This is a genomic window from Saliphagus infecundisoli (assembly GCF_020177375.1).
GTDB lineage: Archaea > Halobacteriota > Halobacteria > Halobacteriales > Natrialbaceae > Saliphagus > Saliphagus infecundisoli.
In genome coordinates this window covers 61504-79949 of sequence record NZ_JAIWHV010000016.1, presented here as the reverse complement: position 1 = coordinate 79949, position 18446 = coordinate 61504, and the positions used below count along the sequence as shown (strand labels likewise).

Annotated in this window: 15 protein-coding genes and 1 pseudogene; 7 read left to right on the top strand and 9 right to left on the bottom strand. The window is 54.4% G+C overall.

The window, feature by feature from the left end; translation table 11 throughout:
* Window positions 1–800: 800 nt before the first annotated feature.
* A complete protein-coding gene (locus LCF40_RS15945; protein ID WP_224829225.1) occupies window positions 801–2816 on the bottom strand; it encodes a copper-translocating P-type ATPase in 2016 nt (671 codons plus the stop codon).
* Window positions 2817–3962: 1146 nt separating this feature from the next.
* Here LCF40_RS15945 and LCF40_RS15940 point away from each other — a divergent pair.
* The gene (locus tag LCF40_RS15940; RefSeq protein ID WP_224829222.1) at window positions 3963–4520 is read left to right on the top strand and encodes a hypothetical protein; all 558 of its coding nucleotides are present in this window, start codon (window positions 3963–3965) and stop codon (window positions 4518–4520) included.
* Between the two features lie 448 nt (window positions 4521–4968).
* Here the strand turns inward: LCF40_RS15940 and LCF40_RS15935 are convergent, their stop codons facing one another.
* The 3 genes and pseudogenes from LCF40_RS15935 to LCF40_RS15925 all read right to left on the bottom strand — a co-directional run.
* Window positions 4969–5178: a hypothetical protein gene (locus LCF40_RS15935; protein WP_224829221.1), complete on the bottom strand. Its 210-nt coding sequence runs from the start codon at window positions 5176–5178 to the stop codon at window positions 4969–4971.
* Window positions 5179–5689: 511 nt separating this feature from the next.
* The gene (locus tag LCF40_RS15930; RefSeq protein ID WP_224829220.1) at window positions 5690–6511 is read right to left on the bottom strand and encodes an IS5 family transposase; all 822 of its coding nucleotides are present in this window, start codon (window positions 6509–6511) and stop codon (window positions 5690–5692) included.
* Between the two features lie 431 nt (window positions 6512–6942).
* Window positions 6943–7671, bottom strand: a pseudogene (locus LCF40_RS15925) (IS5 family transposase); the annotation flags it as partial.
* A 289-nt stretch (window positions 7672–7960) separates the two neighbouring features.
* Between LCF40_RS15925 and LCF40_RS15920 the strand changes: the two are divergent.
* A complete protein-coding gene (locus tag LCF40_RS15920; RefSeq protein WP_224829219.1) occupies window positions 7961–8737 on the top strand; it encodes a hypothetical protein in 777 nt (258 codons plus the stop codon).
* Window positions 8730–9503: a hypothetical protein gene (locus tag LCF40_RS15915; protein ID WP_224829218.1), complete on the top strand. Its 774-nt coding sequence runs from the start codon at window positions 8730–8732 to the stop codon at window positions 9501–9503. The genes LCF40_RS15920 and LCF40_RS15915 overlap by 8 nt, the downstream gene beginning before the upstream one ends.
* 61 nt (window positions 9504–9564) lie before the next feature.
* Here LCF40_RS15915 and LCF40_RS23275 read toward each other — a convergent pair whose 3' ends face one another.
* On the bottom strand, window positions 9565–9699 hold the full coding sequence (locus LCF40_RS23275) for a hypothetical protein (RefSeq protein ID WP_263623725.1): 135 nt from the start codon (window positions 9697–9699) through the stop codon (window positions 9565–9567).
* Window positions 9700–10016: 317 nt separating this feature from the next.
* Here LCF40_RS23275 and LCF40_RS23760 point away from each other — a divergent pair, with 317 nt between their 5' ends.
* Both LCF40_RS23760 and LCF40_RS15905 read left to right on the top strand, forming a co-directional pair.
* Window positions 10017–10307 (top strand): HalOD1 output domain-containing protein, encoded by a 291-nt coding sequence (locus LCF40_RS23760; protein WP_425504252.1) that lies wholly within the window; start codon window positions 10017–10019, stop codon window positions 10305–10307.
* A gap of 749 nt (window positions 10308–11056) precedes the next feature.
* The gene (locus LCF40_RS15905; RefSeq protein WP_224829216.1) at window positions 11057–11719 is read left to right on the top strand and encodes a helix-turn-helix domain-containing protein; all 663 of its coding nucleotides are present in this window, start codon (window positions 11057–11059) and stop codon (window positions 11717–11719) included.
* A gap of 358 nt (window positions 11720–12077) precedes the next feature.
* Here the strand turns inward: LCF40_RS15905 and LCF40_RS15900 are convergent, their stop codons facing one another.
* Both LCF40_RS15900 and LCF40_RS23755 read right to left on the bottom strand, forming a co-directional pair.
* A complete protein-coding gene (locus tag LCF40_RS15900) occupies window positions 12078–12422 on the bottom strand; it encodes a HalOD1 output domain-containing protein (protein WP_224829215.1) in 345 nt (114 codons plus the stop codon).
* The gene (locus LCF40_RS23755) at window positions 12412–12612 is read right to left on the bottom strand and encodes a DUF7344 domain-containing protein (RefSeq protein ID WP_425504250.1); all 201 of its coding nucleotides are present in this window, start codon (window positions 12610–12612) and stop codon (window positions 12412–12414) included. The genes LCF40_RS15900 and LCF40_RS23755 overlap by 11 nt, the downstream gene beginning before the upstream one ends.
* A gap of 277 nt (window positions 12613–12889) precedes the next feature.
* Here LCF40_RS23755 and LCF40_RS15895 point away from each other — a divergent pair, with 277 nt between their 5' ends.
* Window positions 12890–13687 carry an alpha/beta fold hydrolase gene (locus LCF40_RS15895; protein WP_224829214.1) on the top strand — a complete coding sequence of 266 codons (798 nt, stop codon included), beginning with the start codon at window positions 12890–12892 and terminating at the stop codon, window positions 13685–13687.
* Between the two features lie 162 nt (window positions 13688–13849).
* Here LCF40_RS15895 and LCF40_RS15890 read toward each other — a convergent pair whose 3' ends face one another.
* Window positions 13850–16252 (bottom strand): amino acid permease, encoded by a 2403-nt coding sequence (locus tag LCF40_RS15890; RefSeq protein WP_224829213.1) that lies wholly within the window; start codon window positions 16250–16252, stop codon window positions 13850–13852.
* A 379-nt stretch (window positions 16253–16631) separates the two neighbouring features.
* Between LCF40_RS15890 and LCF40_RS15885 the strand changes: the two genes are divergently transcribed.
* Window positions 16632–17078, top strand: a complete 447-nt coding sequence (locus tag LCF40_RS15885) for a hypothetical protein (RefSeq protein ID WP_224829212.1) — start codon at window positions 16632–16634, stop codon at window positions 17076–17078.
* Between the two features lie 414 nt (window positions 17079–17492).
* Here the strand turns inward: LCF40_RS15885 and LCF40_RS15880 are convergent, their stop codons facing one another.
* Complete coding sequence (locus tag LCF40_RS15880; RefSeq protein WP_224829211.1) at window positions 17493–18401, bottom strand: universal stress protein; 909 nt, start codon at window positions 18399–18401, stop codon at window positions 17493–17495.
* Window positions 18402–18446: the final 45 nt, after the last annotated feature.

The window sequence follows — 18446 nt, the reverse complement described above, 5'->3', positions numbered from 1 at the left end:
CCGCTGTACTGCTGCACCGTCATCGACCTCCGCCAAGATCTGGCGGAGGTCTTCGGTAGAGACGTTCTCCAGATTGGCCATACGGCCATTACTGACTCGAACTCTATGAACTTTTAGCCGTCAGTATGAGTCTACTGGTGACCACAAAGCGTCACATCGAGAAGCGAACTACTGCGGAGTTCAGTCGGTACAGCTGCACCTCTCGAACTCTACCGAACGCAATCCAGAGATGGTCAGTACCAAAAACAGGCGGATGGCTTAGGTCCGCCTGCAAGGATGCACGGTGGTGTGGTGAATGCGACGCAACGGTTTGAACCATGCGTGTGAATAACAATCTCGAAATCCAATAAGCCTATCGGGAGGTGGGATGTTCACCTCCGAATCGAGGGTGCTGAATAGGCAACGGAACTCCTCACGTGAGTTCGTCATTAAAACCGTAGCTTCGAGACGATGGAAATCCATATCGAGTCTGCTACGCATCGAAGTTATCCGCTGAGGTTGTGAGGATAGGTTGGCTCACAGACGCTGGTGCCTGGCTATGACACTGACCAGACGCCTAGTGGCGTCCCTCCGAACCGCAGCTACGGGCAAAACAAAAGAAGTCCCGAAAGACTGCTCACTTCGCGTACTTACGTCATCGAGCGGCAGGACTCCGCACATCCAGTTTACTGTGTTTTGTCTAGGGAACCCGTGATGGAGAGATCAAAGCCCATACTGGTGGACCGGGCGAAGACCACCGAGTCCGCGTCCCAATAGACAGATATCGAACGAGAAAACACAGTTTGAGACGATGGAGTTCGTCAATCAGCAGATGGAGGTCCACTCGCGGGTGAGACACCCGGGAGCGACGGGAGATTCAAATCAACCCGACGGAGGAACTGGGCGTTGATCGCGACAATCACCGTCGACAGTGACATCAAGAGCGCGCCGACTGCAGGTGAGAGCAGAATTCCGATCGGAGCGAGAACGCCAGCTGCGAGCGGCAGTGCGAAGACGTTATAGCCGGCAGCCCACACGAGGTTTTCCTGCATCTTCCGGTAGCTGGCCTTGCTCAGTGTGACGAGACGGACGACGTCCATTGGATTGTTCTGGACGAGGATGATATCCGCCGATTGGACAGCGACGTCGGTGCCGCTTCCGATGGCGATGCCAATATCTGCACGAGTTAACGCAGGTGCGTCGTTGACCCCGTCGCCGACCATCGCGACGAGGTGGCCCTGCTCTTGAAGTTCGGTCACCTTCGTGTCCTTGTCCTCGGGAAGGACCTCGGCGAAGACCGTGTCGATACCCAGGTCATCAGCCACCGCTTGAGCGACGTCTTCGCTATCACCCGTTAGCATCGCGACCTCGATCCCGAGCTCGTGGAGGGCATCGACGACCTGGTAGCTCTCATCGCGAACGACGTCGGCCAGCGCGAACGCAGCGATCGGCGTTCCCTCCCGAAGCAGGTAGATGACCGTCTGTGCGTCATCGCCAGCGTCCTCCGCGAAGGCAGTGAGTTCGGATGGGACGTCGGTCTCGAGTTCCGAAAGGAGATTCGGCCCACCGACGTGGACCGCCTCACCGTCAACCGTCGCACGTACGCCGCGACCCTTGAGCGCCTCGAACCCGGTTGCACTCGGAACGGTGACGTCTCGGTCGTGGGCAGCCTCACGAATCGCCTGAGCGATCATGTGTTCGGAGTCGCCTTCGACGGCAGCGGCGAGTGCCAGTGCCTCCGTCTCCTCTACGGGGTCGACGGTCTCGACGTCGACAACACCCTGTTCGCCTTTCGTGAGCGTCCCCGTCTTGTCGAAGACGATGGTATCGAGATCGCGGGCTTGCTCCATGGCGATCCGATCACGAATGAGCATCCCGTTTCGGGCGGCCAGGGATGTATTGATCGCAACCACCAGCGGGATTGCCAGCCCAAGGGCATGCGGACAAGCGATCACGAGAACGGTCACGACTCGTTCGATGACCGTTGCATTGAACGAGACCGCGAGCGTCCACGCGATGCCCGTTACGATCGCGGCCCCAAGAGCAACGTAGAACAACCACCCTGCTGCACGGTCAGCGAGCTGTTGGGTCTGGGACTTGCTCTCCTGGGCCTCCTCGACGAGACGCATGATGCCAGCGAGCGTGGTCTCTTCGCCCGTTGCATCGATTCGAACGCGTAGACTACCATCGCCATTGATCGTCCCGCCGATGACCTCGTCGCCCGGGTCCTTCGAAACGGGTTTCGACTCGCCAGTGATCATCGACTCATTGACGTCGGAGTCCCCCTCTTTGACGACGCCGTCAGCGGGCACGTTTGCTCCCGGCCGGACCAATACAAGGTCGCCCTCATCGAGTTCACTCACAGGGACTTCCTCGATGGCCCCCTTGTCGATGATACGCTCGGCAGTATCTGGAAGCAGTTTTGCCAGTTCGTCGAGTGCGCTGGAGGCGCGCCGGACCGAACGCATCTCGATCCAGTGGCCGAGCAACATGATGTCGATCAGCGTCACGAGTTCCCAGAAGAACGTCGAGGCCGTCGGAAAGACGACGCTCGCGAGACTGTAAACGAATGCGACGGTGATGGCCATCGAGATGAGCGTCATCATCCCCGGCTCACGATCTTTCAACTCGGGGGTGGCCATCCGAAGGAAAGGTACGCCACCGTAGGCGAAGACGATTACCGCAAAGACGGGGTTGATCCACTCGCTGCCAGGAAACACGGGAACCGAGAATCCCAGCCACTCCTGGAGGGTCTCGCTGTAGAGAAGGACCGGAATCGAAAGCAGTGTCGAAACGAAAAACCGACGACGAAACATCTGCTCGTGACCCTCGTGCATCCCGCCACCATGCTCGTCATGGCCATCTCCGTCGTGGCCACCGTTTCCATGGCCAGCATGCGTCCCAGATGAGTCGTCCCGCTTGTCGCCAGCGTCTTCCCCCTTATCGGCGGCGGCCTCCTCCTCGAGCATCGACTGCTCTGCTCGTGAATCCCCTGTCTCCTCGGGCGCATCGTGATCGGAATGAGCAGACTGTCGACTCGGTGTCTCCCGATCGTCGGGTGTATCTGGGTCGTTCATGGGCTATCCTCACCGGTGGGAATACACGCTCACTGCAGAAAGAATAGGTGGCTCAGCGAGTGTGAAGCGGTCTACACACCCGTACAATCAGTTATGGCGTCCGAAACTGCGCCGCCGGGCTACGGCGTACCCGCACCGCACAGCACCGCAGCCCCGCACAGCATCGCACCCTCGCCGCTGTCCTACTGGCCGCCTGCCAAGGCTTCTGACTGTCCCATCCTCCACTCGAGTATGCTCGTCACTCGGCCAATCGGCCTGGAGCTCCACCCCTCTGGACCCCCACACTGCTGGAGCCATCTCTCCACGCTCTGGCTCGCTCGATGGACCCCCACTTGGCTGAAACCCGATGCCCCCTCACCCTGCTGGTACCCAGTGGACCCCTGGCCTGCTAGAGCACCTTATCCCCTTCCTGCTGACTCGCTCGATCCCCACTCTGTTGACTCGCTCACTCGAGCTTGAGTATAATTTCTCCTTCTGACTCACTCGCTGGTCCTCCTCTCGAGTAATTCTTGGAATTTGATACTCTCCTTCTTGTAGACCCCCTTCATCCGAGATCAGTTTCGCTTGATCTGCCCCTTCACACTGCTTCGCTTTCCCTCTCCACTCGAGGAGGCTGTCGCTCTCTTGTTTTGTGGATCGGTTATCAGCCAGCCTGTCCTTCCCCACGCGGTTTTGGTTTGTTTCCTTACACTGGGTGTCAGCCAGGCCAGACCCCCACTTCGAGGTCGGTTGGAGTAGTGCAGTACTAGGAGAGTACGGGGTCTATTAGTGACGCTAAAGAAAATATACTACGAAACGCTTCGAAATCGGTTAGCTGGAATCGGCTAGAGGGCAATCGGTTAGTGGGGAAATCAATTAATCGTTCGTAGCGAAAGTTTTAGAGTTAGTGACTTCATGATATGTTGTATGGCGCTTGAGGATCTCGCGTTAGACTGGAAGTCCGAGGCCGTATTGGTCGCCCTCGCCGAGGCAGATGGCGAGGCAACGACGACGGAGCTCAGTACCCTCACGGGGATCGAAAAGAACGATCACATTTTGTATCGATTTCGTGAGAAGTTAGTCCCCGCTGGCCTCATCGAAACCACAAAAGGTGAGGCAACAGATGCGCCGATCCCACCCACTGTCGCGATGCTAACCGATTCGGGTGAAAAAGTCGCCACGCAGCTCCGGGATCAAGACCGACGGGCACTGGACGTCTCTGAGCGGATCGAACAGGTCGCTGCAGACGTAGCACAATTAGAATCGCAAGTCGAGAGTATCAAAGGTGAATCGGTGAGCGAGGATCGGCCAGCACCCTCCGATGAGCTCAACTCCATTAGTGAGGACGTGGACACACTCACGACTCGCCTGGACGCTCTCTGGGAGGGGATGGCGGTGATGCGTGATTTCATCCAAGAAGAGCACGACGTTGATCTCCGAGCCTACAAAGAAGAGCACGAGATCGAGACACGTGAACCTGAATGAGGAGTATCTGAGGCTGCAGGTGGTAGATCGAGAGAGTGCATACGCTCAGTGCCTTCTTGTCTCTTCGCCACCTCGGTGTAACGCATCAGTTGGATCACGCCGATCATCCCACCTATCGTTACGTCTCGTAGTTGGTCCTACAAGGCACATCCTGCTCTAGTCACAATGACACGAGAGCGTCATTGTCACCTTGGCGCGTCCGAGCTAGTGGGTTGTAGCAGTTCGGGCATTGGTACAGAGTACTTTCGTATTTGTCTGTAGTCACCAGTTGTTGGCTTCGGGAGTAGCCGCGCCCGCAATCGGGACAGCCAAAAATCACGGCCATGGATATCGATACCGTCCTGGTCCTCCTATAGTTCTTTCTCTAAGATGATCTGTTCGCCACGAGTATTTTACAGACGGTGGCACGATGAACGGCGCGTTACATACAGGGTGCAAATGTACCGCTTCACCCTTTGTTCAACGGGTCGAATGCGTAGTACACCACAGTCATCATGATACCCAACGAAACAGCATTTAGAATCCCGATATCGTTGAATAGCGGGCTGACAACAAGCAGTCCTACCGCTGACCCCACACCGACGAGGAGAGCAAATCCACTGCGAGACTTGGCCTGTGCCCACTCCTCAAAACGGATGTAGAACTGTGGAGCCTCCATCATATTTGCGATTTCTATTCGAGCACAAGAAGCTTACGTCTGAGAAACGCAATAGTATATTCGTCCGTGGGTTTTCCGCTCTATGTGCACGCACACTGAGCACGGGTTTCGAATGAACTCCATCTGAAAATAGCGTCCGAGTTTTGGCGTACTCTCGGACGTGCATTCGGTCAGTACAGGGAAGATACTTATCGAACGGCGAACGAGGCATACATATGAAGTTCCGGCTCTGTTGAAATCCTCTTCTTTAGAGAATTGTTTACGTGAATCTACTGAACACTACACGTGCGTACTGAACAACGATATAACGGGATTTTTATCGGCAGAATGTAATTCATCAGTATGGTTGTCAGCTTAGCCGCCTATGTTCACGCTTCTGCCACCACGTCTGAACACAAGTTTCAACCGTGGTTTGCTTTCCTTCTATTTGTTGCTGATGTATTCATTGCAGGCGCTATCGGCCCATCTACACCTCTTGGGTGAACGTTATCTAAATGCCCTGTACTGGTCGTTAGATTGCTTGGTCAAGATTGTGGACGATACACGCAAGAGCGAGTTCACGGAACTGCTTCCACCAGCGTCGTGACCGGACGAACGCGCCGTACTTCCGCTTGAGTGTTGAGTTGACTGTCTCTGATTGACTCCGTTGGCCGTAGAGATTGGCGTCTAAGCGTGCATTCCATGCCTTGTGAAGCGATGTGAACTCACGATGCTTGATTAGTGGACGAATCTCGTGTTGACGGGCAAGCCGTCTGACTTTCTGGTCGTCGTAGCCTTTGTCCCCGAGCAGGATGTCGATAGTCTCGGGGTTGCGTTTGATCAACGACGGAGCGATCTGGCTATCGTGTTTTCGTGTCGTCGTCACGTGTAAATCAAGGACTGCATTCACTTTGGAATCGACCAGCAGTGTTACTTTGAGTTGCTGAATCGTGAGTTTAGCCCGTTTCGTGTAGTGTTTTGAGGCGTGACTGCGGTCGAATCCCGAAGCATCAATCCCCGCAACGCCATTGGTCGGGAGCAGTGAAACAGAGAGATTGAGCAGCACTCGCCAGACAGCCATATCGAGTCTATCGAACGCTTTACACAGTGTTGATGGGGCAGGCAGTTCAGTGAGATTGATCGCGTTCCGAATACGGGGCATTTCGATGAGTTCGTCGAGGAGTGTTCGATACGTTGTGTCCTTTCGAACTTTGAGACAGAGAAGAACGATGTGCTGATGGAGCGTGTAGCGTTGCTTCGAGAACTTCGAGGAGTATCGAGCTACAGCACGTTGCGCTAACTGAAATGCTTCCTCGACAAATCGGAGCAACCGTGACTTTGGGAGGGGCTGCATCTACTCAAACTACCGGCTGAACCTGTAACTCACTAAGGATTTCAACAGAGCCGAAGTTCCCGAAACCAGACCTCCAAGAACACGCTAAATTTACAGCGACTGTCCTACTGACGTTAGCTGTTCTACAATATACCGGCATAATCTATGAAAACGCAGGAACGGTCAACTGGCGATTTCTACTTAGTGTTGGAATACTTATTCCCATATTCGGCTCTATTGAATCACTAGAAGGCGTCGAGGTGCGGCAGTAGATCAAAGGAGTTGAAGCGGGATAGTGGCGATCGGCATGAACGTCACCGCCCGCTTCGCAGAGGAGTTTGTCTCGCTCGCAGAAAGTTATTCCGACGATGCTGGCGAACCTGCCGCCCCGGAAGGCGGCGGCAGGTTCGCAGAATACGCGGCTCCATTGAATCGCCATAGGGCGTTGGATTTCACTGTTGAACGGCACGCTTGATATTGTAGACGAGACACATCAGTACGATCTCACGGAATTCACGGAACCAGGAGCGCGCTCGCACGGCAACGCCGAGCGAGCGCTTGACAGCGGAGTTGACGGTTTCGGTCATTGCGCGCTGTCCGTAGAGTTCGTCGTCAATGCGGGCGTTCTGAGCGTGATCGTAGGGCTTGTTGATGCAGTGTTTGATCAGCGGCCGAATACCGATCTCGCGGAGATCTTCACGGAGCCAGTTGCAGTCATAGCCTTTGTCGGCGGCGAGGACGCGTAACTCGCCCGCGTACCGGCGGGCGAGTTTCGCGCAGACCTCCGCATCGCTTCCGTGCTTGGTGGTTGTGCAGTGGACGTCGAGGATCGCTTGCGAATCTGTATCTACGAGTTTCGTGGCTTCGATCGTCTGAACACGGTAATTCGTTCGCTGGCAGTAATGCTTGCTCGCACGTGATCGATCGTAATAGGTCGCGTCAACGGCAACGTGATCGGAGGGGTCGTGCAATTGCGCCGAATGGCGCAATAGCACTCGCCAGACGTCGATCGTAATCCGGTCGAACCACTTACACAACGTGGACGGATCGGGGAGATCGGCCGGTTCGAGGCCGATCTCCTCGAGTATTGGCGTCATCGTTGCGAGAATGTCCAGAGCCATCTCGTAGGATTTGCCGAGGAAAATCCGCATCCCGTGGAGGGAAATCATCGCGTATTCGGCTGTGATTCGCCATGGTGAGGTCGAGGCGATCCATCGGCACACGGTCGATCGTGGAGAGTACAGCGGCACCACGATGATGTTCCGTATCGGGACGTCGTCACGGCCACACCACGGAAATTTCGTGTTTGGGGGTCTCATCTTCGATTGGGCGTGGCACGAAAACGCAGGGATGCAGGGCCTCAATGCGTTCATCGACGGACAGGCTGAGATCCGGAATATCGTCTTCCATGGAACGCATTCGCTCGGGTCATTCGCCAATTTACGAGTCGCGTCTGCCGAGCCCGACTCCGTGGCCCTCGTTGACTCGATCGATATGCGCGGTGGCGGGCTCCACTACATCGATACGATCAACACCCGAGAAGAGCGCCGATTCGATGACGGACCCGAACACCCCGATTTCGGGCAGAGCTGGGGCTCGACGGGGTTCACGGGCCATCCCGATCAGCAAGGGACGACCGTAATCCGCAACATGGTCTGTGGACCCTGGCCCGATAACACGGTCTACCCTCGAGGGGGCACCGGCCGAAAGATCGTCTCTGGGTGCACCGTCTGGAACGGCGGCGGGTCCCAGATTCGGAACAACGGAGGCGACGACTGGGAACCCATCGACTGGGTGGATGGAACCAACGACAAGGAGGAGGCCCTCGATGGGCCGTATCCAGGCTCCGTCATCGAAAACTGCCACGTGCTGATCGATCACAAGCCGGAGGGTGTCTACATCGCCCCACGTGGAATCCTGCTCCAGGACGGCCCGCAACTCGTTCGCAATTGTGAAATCGAGATCGCGTTCTCTGAGGCCGGCGGTGCGGGTGGAACGTACGGCATCGGCACTCGCGGCGAAGGCGGGTCGGCACCGGCCGGCCCAGCGGTCGTCGAGGAGTGTGTGATTACGCTCCACGAGGATACGAACGCAGTGTACGTCTCGCCATACACGGACTCGATCGACTTCCGCGAGATGCAGGTCAACGTCGTCGGGTGGAACCCAGTATCCTCGGGTGCGTTGATGGGTGGCGAAGCGCCACGGATGGACCAGCTGACGGTCAACACGGTGTCAAACGATGGATAGACGTGAACTCTTGGCGACTGGCGGCGTCTCGCTTATCGCAATCGCTGGCTGTCTCGGCTCGTACGAGGTCGCGAGACAGTCGAGCCTCATGCCTGATGGGGGCAATAGTGGATCCGGTTCGAACGATGATTCGGACGAGGCTGGGCTGCAACCGAGCGATGATGACGATGGTCCGCTAGCCGATATCGACGACGGCGAGGACGACAGCCCGCTCGAGGGCGACGAAAACAGCGAGAACGAGAGTGAACCAGTACCGGAGGACAACGAGAGTAACAACTCGGACGAACCCTACGAACCTGACGACGGCCCGCTCCTCGACGATGTGAACGAGACGGACAGCAACCAGACCAGGGGGAACGAAACGAACGAAGCCGGCGAGAGCTCTGAAAACGAACCAGAGGTCAACGGGAGTGACGAGAACGAGACTGGCGGGAACGAATCAGGTGATGTGCCCGACGATCGCCCAGAGGACCCTATCGAGCACGTCACCTGGATCGAGACGGATTACGAAATCCTCGAGACGGAATACGGTGATTCAGAGGTGATCATCCTTGGCGAGATTCGCAACGAAACTGGGTACGACCTCTCGTATCTCCGTGTTGGCGGGCAGGGCTACCTCAATAGCGAACTCGTCACCGAAAACTCGATCGAGATCGCCGGGTTGGCCGCTGGAGACACCCTCACGGTCGAAATCCCGCTCTACGTCGAACCAGAAGCCATAGACGAGTATCGGTACGGTGTGTGGGAAGCCGAATACGAGGAATAGCCCTCACCGCTGAGCAGCAGCGAAGTGGTGAGAGAGCCAGCGGACCCAATCCCAACACCGATCATCGCGAACAGCGCGACGGACGCTTCACGTAAGCTGCGACGGTCACCTCGCGAAAGAGCGCGATCGGTCGCTCGAGGGCGTCCGAGCCGTTGAACGTCGCTGATGATATGAGGATGATCTCTGGAGTACCCATCATCGTCTGCTACCCCTCTATTAGTCATAATTCTCAGGCGTGTAGAGAGGAAAATAGGATTGGGCGCAGAGCCTTGTGCAACAATTGGAGGGGTGTGACCATCCGATGTTGCACAAGGTAGTCGTAGAAACAGACCTACGACGTTACATACAGGGGAGAACATATCAAGACAATGGATAGATTGAGGTTTTCATTGAGAATGTGACCTGCGCTTTCTCTACAGAGGTGGAAACTTCAGTGTGGATAGTCGGTCCGTGGCCGTGTCTCATTAGTGATTGGAAACGCCAAGAGAAGGACCGGCGCGTTTCACCCAGATCATGAAAATATTGAGGGTTATTCCGTCTGGAAACCCTGTTTTGGGTATGGAGCGAACTATTCCTCCAGATACTCAACCCAGTAGCTGCATTAAAAAGCTCATTGCTGAATTAGAGGAATGTGATCCTTCTCAATTAGGAGATCTCAGCACGGCAGTCGATACTGGCGAACTCAATACTCTCACAAATCCGCCCCCCAATAAGCGCACAGAAGAGCGACGATCAATAGGGTTCGTGTATTGTGGATACCAAACCGAAGTGAATAGCGACCGAACACTCTATATCGAAAAGTAAGCATTCGTAGAGGGTGTCATAGAACGGTTGGCATGGTTTTCTACCATCGGTTGAGAGATCTGCTATCGCTAGTTCTGAAGACCGGCAATAATAACCCCTTCTCAGGCGGCCGTTTTTCGGATGCTATCGAGGTGTGTGAAGAGTTCTATGACACCCTAGTTCGTATGTAACGCGAGAATCAGCTTCTCGTCCCGTGAAAAAACGACTCCGATGAGTGAGGCTCACTCAGACTGGGTTCCAATTCGATTGTATCAAACTTCGGAAGTATACAGTGGGTTTGAGCTTCGTCCCAAGGACTCAGCTGATAGGACTAGACCACTGGGGGTTGTAGAAACAACCACTGCTTTAATCGCTATTTCGGTATGAAAAGTACTGAAGAGATGAGTCATATATCAGAGGAAGACCGGAAGCTAGCGAAATGTGAACGGTGTGGAAAAATGTATCCCGTGAACGTTTCCGAGAAGGGGGATGTCAGACCAATCGGTATTGGTGAGTGTCGCGACTGTGGTGGGATTGGATTTACGATTCTTGAATCTGATAGCGGCGACCGCCTTGCCGCTGGAGATTGAACTGAGGGGAAACTACGGACTCACAGGTTACGTACTGTAGACAGGGATGCAGTCGTCGATAATCTCAACCATGTACTCAATGCTTTGATATCATAGAGAGAGAAATCGATGTGGAGTTCGAATCCATGTCTCACACCGGATTGACCAGGGGCTTATTTCGCTTCGGCGTCCAACCCGGTTATGAGTGTCATCGGGGAATTTACTGTCAAATCCGAGGATTTCGCGTTGTATCACTCGCTGACTGAAGCGTCAGAGATGATCGTTGAAATCGAGCGCGTTGTTGCAACGCTCGAAGATCGGGTCATGCCGTATTTCTGGGTCAGTGGTGGTGATCAAGCGGATTTCGAGGACGCGTTCCGCAACGACGAATCCGTCCAGAACATCACCGAGATCGACAAAATCGACGGAGCGCGACTGTATCGTGCCGAGTGGACCGAGAACGTCGAGTCGCTCGTTTATGCATACGTTGAGCTCGGGGCGACGATTCTGCAAGCGATCGGACGGGACAAAAACTGGGAACTCCGCATACGCTTCGACGACCATGACACACTCTCCGAATTTCAAGACTACTGTGAAGAGAACGGGGTTTCGTTCGAACTCAACAGCCTCAAAGAGCAAGAGCAGCCGATGGCGAGCGCTCAGTACGATCTGACGACGAAACAACGTCAAACGCTGGTTAGCGCATTCGAGGCAGGATACTTCGATACTCCACAGGAAACGACGATGAACGAACTGGCTGACGAGTTCGGAATTACGCAGCAAGCCGTCTCGAAACGCGTTCATGCCGCCCACAAGAACCTCATCAGGAGTACCCTCATCATCAGTCATCCCGACGACGAGTAACGAGAGTCTTACTGGCTTCTCCTCCACCTGTTGTCTATACAACTACCGTTGTTACCAGGATGGGGAGCGAAGAAAGATTTGTCTATGATTGAGTTGGAGCAGGAGACGGACTCACTGGAGGAACGTATCGACTGCGTCGAGAACTATCAGGAACTACTGACGGTTGAATAATGTCGAGGGTAGAGGATTGCCCGAAAGTAGCCGCAAAATGCGGTGAGTGTGGGACAGTATGTTCCGCATGGATCTTATCCGATGACACGATCCAACCGATCGGCCGGGGAAATATTTGTCAATGTGAAGGTTCGGAACTTCACGTTCTTTCCATCAACGAAAATCGATAGACTAGGTAGTCTTTGCGCTAGCGGTCATCTTCAAGAGGTTCATAGACATGAACCCATCCGTCGCTTTTCACGGTGACAATGAGAGGGCCATAATAGAACGAGACCGAGCCAGACCCCTGCCGGGGGTGCTCTGAAATATCTGGCCCGAAGAACGTCTCTTCGAGCGCTGATGCATCAATGACCTCGTAGAGCGGCGGGGATTTCAGATCGGTCGGGTGAGTTCCTTGTGCATCCGCGATCGTCTCAACGATCGTCGTCGTCAGTTCAGTATCTTCGTCCGGAGCATAGTGTCGTTGGGCGACTTGTCTTACTTCCTGGTCGGGGAGAGCGGTGTCAGATCCGTTTGGTGGCCTATCTGTCATCCATTTCACTCCGGGCGTGGGTTTCTTGCTCAGCGTCGAGACTGGCTCCAATCCCCTCCAATGCAGTCAAGACCTGTTCAGCATGGCCAGCGGTTGTGATTGTTTCGTCATCAGTGTCGAACGTAATCACTCCCTCATCAACGAGTTTGGGGACGTGAGCATGGTAGAGTTCGTACTTAAGTCTATTCAAAGGAATACGGCGAGTATATTGAACACTCGGTCACTGAAAGAAGTCTCACTCTCAAGATAATACCCTCCTCATCCTCTACTGGTATTGACCGATTCGCACGCTCGATGTAACAGCACCGGTTGGACCACGCCGATCGGACCACCGATCGTTACGTACAGATCAATAAGGTAACGGAGCAGCTGTCGATCTCCATGTCTCCTGTCAAAAATCGTCTGCTGCATATAGAGGATGAGTTCAGCACGTACAGTTATCGAAACAGGACCCGAAGTACGAAGCCATGGGCATCATACAATGTAACGGAGCTAACCTCTATTACGAGGACTACGGAGAGGGGCAACCGATTGTTTTTCTCCATGGCGTATTGCATGGGCTTCGGTTCTTCGAACCGCAGTTGACCGGGCTCTCGGATGACTATCGGGCAATCGCGTTCGATTGTAGAGGACACGGCCGGTCAGAGAAGACAGAGCTCGGCCACACAGTCCCACAATATGCACGAGATCTCCACGCGTTCCTCGAACAGTGTGACCTTGAGGATGTCGTTCTGGTCGGCTGGTCGATGGGCGCGTTTGTCTCGTGGGACTACGTGGATCAGTTCGGTACTGACCGGATTCGCGGGTTGGTTGATGTCGATATTGAAGCCACCCGGTTCAAATGGGACGATTACGACTACGGGCTCGCTCGGCTGGAGGACGTACAGAGCCTGCTCGAACTGGCTCAATCTGACCAGCAAGGTCTCATCGATCGGTTCACGGAGCAGGTTTTTGCCAACCCAACAGCCGAGACGAGAGCCCTACAGTACGACGAGATTTCCCGGACGCCACCACCGATTCAAAGCGCAATCCTGTTCGATACACACACACGGGACTACCGATCTGTCCTCCCTGCAATCGACGTTCCGATGCTGATCTGTGCTGGTACCGCTGAAACAAGAGGTTCCGTTGACGCCGTTCGGCACGTCGCCGAACTCGTTCCCGAGGCGAGGGTGGAACTCTTTGATGAGAGCGGCCACGGTCCGCCGTTCGAAGAACCTGAGCGGTTCAATCAGGTCGTGAGCCAGTTCGTTGACTCGCTGTGAACGATGCACGCCCTCTACCATTCATATAAGAACGGCATCATTTTCCATATGGCAGCTTCCATACCGATCAGTTCGCATCTCGATGTAACACTGGGTCCGGTGTTACGTACAGGGGTTAGGGAAAACACTGGACAAGAGGAGTCTCAGTGATTGACTATCTCGTTAGTTTCCTGTCCGAGATGAGCTGCCGATTCGGATGCGAGACACCCACTCGTACCATCGTTTCAGCCGCGATCCGATCTCTAGGTTCCGCTTTACCATGAGCACGTCGCTGTATGCGCCTTCTCCAACGGTTTGAGGAATGTTTCCGAGGACGAGTCGCTGGAGAAGCCCCTCGCGGGTCGCTCCGATGATCGTAAGATCGTGGTGTTCGGTCTCGTCGATGATCGTCTCGGCGACATCGGTACCCTCAACAAACCCCGTTTCGACCGGTACGTCTCCCTCCTCAAGTTCGGCGAGTGCCCGATCGAGATATCGTTCGCCATCCTCCCGGGAGTCCGGATCGTCCGGATCGAACACGTGCATCGCATGGACCGAAGCTCCCGACGTTCGGGCAATGGATCCGGCCGCTTCGACGGCGAGTTCTCCGTGGGGGCCGCCGGCGACCGGCAGCAGGATTGAGTCGATCGGATCGGTTCTCGGGGTATGGAACCGGTCGATGAACACGTCACACGTGGCTTCGGTCAGCACCGTATCGACGTTCGAACCGAGTACGACGTCGCGAGCCTCGAACTTCCGTCCTCGCCATCCCATGAGCACCCCGTCGCTTCCGTATTGGTCGATCGTATGGAGAATGGCGTCGTCGACGTGATGACCGATTCGGATCGTTCCACTGATCGGCACGTCGCTATCGGCGGCGTACTCGAGGGAGCGTTCCACCACGGCTCGCTGTTCGTCAGTTCGATCGCGCCCGTCCTCAAGGGGAGTCTGCTCGGGCACGGTAGCGACGCTCATCACGAGGATCTCCCCGTCCGTATCGGCGGCGAGATCGAGGGCAGTCTCCATCCGATGGTCGACGTGGTCGGGGTTGGCGATCGGAACGAGCAACTGGTAGTCTCGATCGGATTCGGTAGCTCGAGTTGCCGACGCCATCGGAGTCTCCGCTTTCGTCTCGTCGATCGCACCGGTGGTCGACGACCCAGCAATCCAGGTGAACCAGACGACCACGCCGACGGCTTCGGCTATCAATCCGAGTACGAGTGCAGTAAGACCGAGGTTGAACAGCAGAACGACGTTCGCGACGACCGCGAACGCGGGCAGCCAGGGGACCAACGGCACTTCGAACCCCCGTTCGAGATCCGGGGACCGCCGCCGCGAGAAAATGAGCGCGACGTTGACGATGGTGAGTCCGGTAAGCAACAGTGCGTTCGCGAAGGACGTGATCCCCTCGATGCCCAGATCGAGGCCAAACAGTGCCGGTGTTCCGGTGGCCCCTGGCGAGTCCCGAAAGACAATACCGAAGACGAACAGGTAGATCGCGATGAGTCCACCGGTCATGAGAACGGTCTTGTAGGGCGTGTTGAGAGACGGGTGAATGTTCCCGAAGTGACTCGGAAGATGGTTTCGACGGGCCATCGCGAGTTTCACGCGCGACCCGGCGAGAATAGTTGCGTTTGCTGCCGACAACATCGAAATAAGCGCGCCACCGATGATGACCCAGAATCCAATCGGTCCCATGTAGTACTGGGCCGCGAGTCCCATCGAGAGTTCGCCATGGGACGCGACGAACGCCGCCGGCTCGAGGCCGCCCAAGTCGACCTCACCGGCGAGGAACTGGAGGAAGGCGCCGTCGTTGACGGCCAGGACGACCACGAGCACGACGAGCGTGTAAAGAAAAACCACGACCCCCATACTCAGGTAGATGCTCCGAGGAATCGTCCGTTCGGGCTGTTGGATCTCCTCTGCGTTGGTCGTGATCGCGCTGAATCCGAAGAAGGTGATGAAGACGAGCGCACTCGTCAGGCCGATCTGCGTGAGGTTATCAGCGTTCTCGGCGAACGACGTCGTGACGACCCCGGGATCGAACGTCTGGAATCCCCCGTAGAGAAAGACCACTAGAAGGAGGACCTTCAGTGCAGTAAAAACGATCTGGAACTTGATCGACTCTTCGGTTCCCTTGACGTTGACCCAAACGAGCACTGCGAGAAGGAGGGCTGCGGATACCCAGTAAGGAATCGCAGCCGGAATATTGAGGGCCGGATAGACGAACTGGAAGAACCATTCGGCGAAACTCGCGATATAGAAGGCCGCGCTTGCGGGATAGCCGAGGATCATTGTCCACCCCATAATGTAGGTCAGGTCAGTGTCAAATGTCTTGTTGGCATACATATATCCACCACCACTCTCGTGATAGATCGACGAAAACTCGGCGTAGGCAGCCGCCGTGAGGGCTGCAACGATGGCTGCGAGCACAAACGAGACGATCGCCATCGCACCGACGTTGCCAACCGCCAACCCCGAAAGAACGAAAACGCCTGCAGCAATCATCGTCCCGATACCGATAGCTAATGCTCCCAACAGACCAATGTCTTTGCTGAGTTCCTCACTCACTTCCGTCTGATTCATAGAATCTCCGGACCGCGCCGACCCGTCCATTGAAGTGATTGAATGTAGGTGGAGACAAAAGTAGTGGAGTTGCAAGGGAAAGGAGAACGAGATAATCGAGAGACGGGGTTGTTTTTGCGTTGATTAATGCATCCCCACCTAAACATTATTCTGCCATGTTTTACATAGTTTCTACGTTACGTATGCATCTTGATGTAACGCAGCGATTGGAACACTTCGATCAGACCGCCTATTGTTACATACGGGTGAGGGGGGATCGAAGTGCTCATTCGCGCTGGGCCCGTTTAATCCATCAACTTTTTAATCATATATTCAATATTATATACTCTCATATTTATTAACTAAAAATCATCTGTTGAAAGGGGAAGGGACTTAGGACATGTGGTTGAAGAAGCTAAGTGAGACAATAAATGGTAGAGGAATGAGTAATACCCTTTCCAGTAGTAAACGTCAAAAAAGAACGGGGTACATATTAGTAGCCGTTGCAGCAGTTCTCCAGCTCGGAGGCATTCTTGCTATCCTATACTACGATGTGCCGCAGATGTTCTATCTAGGAATGCTTGTTCCAGCGGGTATTCTCGTCTTTTTGGGATATAGAAAGATCTCCGCTGGTCGTCGTCGGCAAATAGTCCAAGATAAACGCAGTAGGGAATTATACAGGAAGGCAGGTAGTACTTCGTTTTGGTGGTTACTTGTAATCGTGTTTGCTGATGGGGTATTTAGCGTTTTTCCGGACAATCAAACCCAGATATCATTCGTATTTGTTGGATTGATTATATATGGCATGAACCTTGGGTATTATAGGTATATTGAGCTGAGAAAATAAAAATGAGATGAGTAATATTAAGGGGGACTTCCAAGCTCAATTACTCTCTAGATAGCTTGGAAAGCGAGAACGAAGACCAGATTAAATACGTTACGGGGTTTCGAAGATTATCTTCAATTATCTAATGGTCCCTGAAACGATGATAATGCAGACAAGCGGTCGGCCGCTGGGACCACTATAATATTCATCACCTTTCTGATGGATTAATTTCGAGGATATCCGAATCACTGGCCATTGAGCGGGTACAGTTCTGGCATAGATATGAAATGATCGTTGCGCCACTTTGATAGACGACCTCCATACGCTCTCCCTCGTCAGTTTCACAGCGAGTGCACTTCATACAAGAGATATGGATTGGCCCGCATTAACGAATTCGGAAGATCAGAAAATCTGAACGTACGGAATGAGGATGGCTTAGCGACCTAGTTTATTTCGGAGGTGGGTAATAGGCTTGCTACGCCGAATGCGTGATGTGAGCCGCACTAATCGAGAAGGGAGGTCCTGATATGCTTTGACCATCAGCACCGAACTCGTCGATTGACGTCCCACCTGTTCTGGAAGCGACCCGATCACAGAACGACGGAAAAGGTCTTCAGACGTTGCTCCGAGAACGGAAAGATCGACATTGTTCGATTGGTCTACGATGGTCTTGCTGATAGAGTCGCTTTCAATAATTTCCTGAGTGATTACTGGGACCTCCGTGAATCCAGCAATGACTTTCGCTAACACTTGTTCTTTCTCTTCACGTTCTGTTGTCGTTTCCTTGGGTGAATTGACAATAATGACGTGAATTTCGGCATCGTGAACGCGAGCAAGAGAGCCTGCTACGCTTGCTGCCAATTCAGTGTTTGGACCACCAGCAACAGGAAGGAGGATTCGATGGAGGCCACCATCACCGTCCATCCGTTTGACGAGGACATCACACGGAGCCTTTCGAAGCACTTGGTCGAGATGCGATCCCAAGATGATGTCTCGTCGTCGCGGACGCCCTCGCCACCCCATAAGAATCGTCTCAATATCTCGCTGCTCTGCTATGCTAAGAATTCCGCTCGCAATGGAACGAGCAAAGCGAATACGGCATGTGACTTCGATAGCCTGATCTGTGACCATTTCGGCAGCATAATCGAGGATCTCACGCTCATTATCGACAAGGCGTTCACCCTCCGAAAGTGGGACCTGATCAGGCACGGTGATTACAGTCAACAGGTCAAGGGGGCGTCCTGTATCTGACGCAACATCCGCAGCTGTCGAGACGAGGTGGTCTGCTGTCTCTGGATTCGCAATCGGTACGAGAATCGAACCCTGCGATGTGGAATTACTCATGAGGTGTTGAATGTTCGGCAGTGGATATAGGGATTCGGCTCAAGT

Coding starts and splice junctions, on each gene's coding strand:
- LCF40_RS15945 (WP_224829225.1), bottom strand. CDS start 2,816: ATGCACGAGGGTCACGAGCAGATGTTTCGTCGTCGGTTTTTCGTTTCG.
- LCF40_RS15940 (WP_224829222.1), top strand. CDS start 3,963: ATGGCGCTTGAGGATCTCGCGTTAGACTGGAAGTCCGAGGCCGTATTG.
- LCF40_RS15935 (WP_224829221.1), bottom strand. CDS start 5,178: ATGGAGGCTCCACAGTTCTACATCCGTTTTGAGGAGTGGGCACAGGCC.
- LCF40_RS15930 (WP_224829220.1), bottom strand. CDS start 6,511: ATGCAGCCCCTCCCAAAGTCACGGTTGCTCCGATTTGTCGAGGAAGCA.
- LCF40_RS15915 (WP_224829218.1), top strand. CDS start 8,730: ATGGATAGACGTGAACTCTTGGCGACTGGCGGCGTCTCGCTTATCGCA.
- LCF40_RS23275 (WP_263623725.1), bottom strand. CDS start 9,699: ATGGGTACTCCAGAGATCATCCTCATATCATCAGCGACGTTCAACGGC.
- LCF40_RS23760 (WP_425504252.1), top strand. CDS start 10,017: ATGAAAATATTGAGGGTTATTCCGTCTGGAAACCCTGTTTTGGGTATG.
- LCF40_RS15905 (WP_224829216.1), top strand. CDS start 11,057: ATGAGTGTCATCGGGGAATTTACTGTCAAATCCGAGGATTTCGCGTTG.
- LCF40_RS15900 (WP_224829215.1), bottom strand. CDS start 12,422: ATGACAGATAGGCCACCAAACGGATCTGACACCGCTCTCCCCGACCAG.
- LCF40_RS15895 (WP_224829214.1), top strand. CDS start 12,890: ATGGGCATCATACAATGTAACGGAGCTAACCTCTATTACGAGGACTAC.
- LCF40_RS15890 (WP_224829213.1), bottom strand. CDS start 16,252: ATGAATCAGACGGAAGTGAGTGAGGAACTCAGCAAAGACATTGGTCTG.
- LCF40_RS15885 (WP_224829212.1), top strand. CDS start 16,632: ATGTGGTTGAAGAAGCTAAGTGAGACAATAAATGGTAGAGGAATGAGT.
- LCF40_RS15880 (WP_224829211.1), bottom strand. CDS start 18,401: ATGAGTAATTCCACATCGCAGGGTTCGATTCTCGTACCGATTGCGAAT.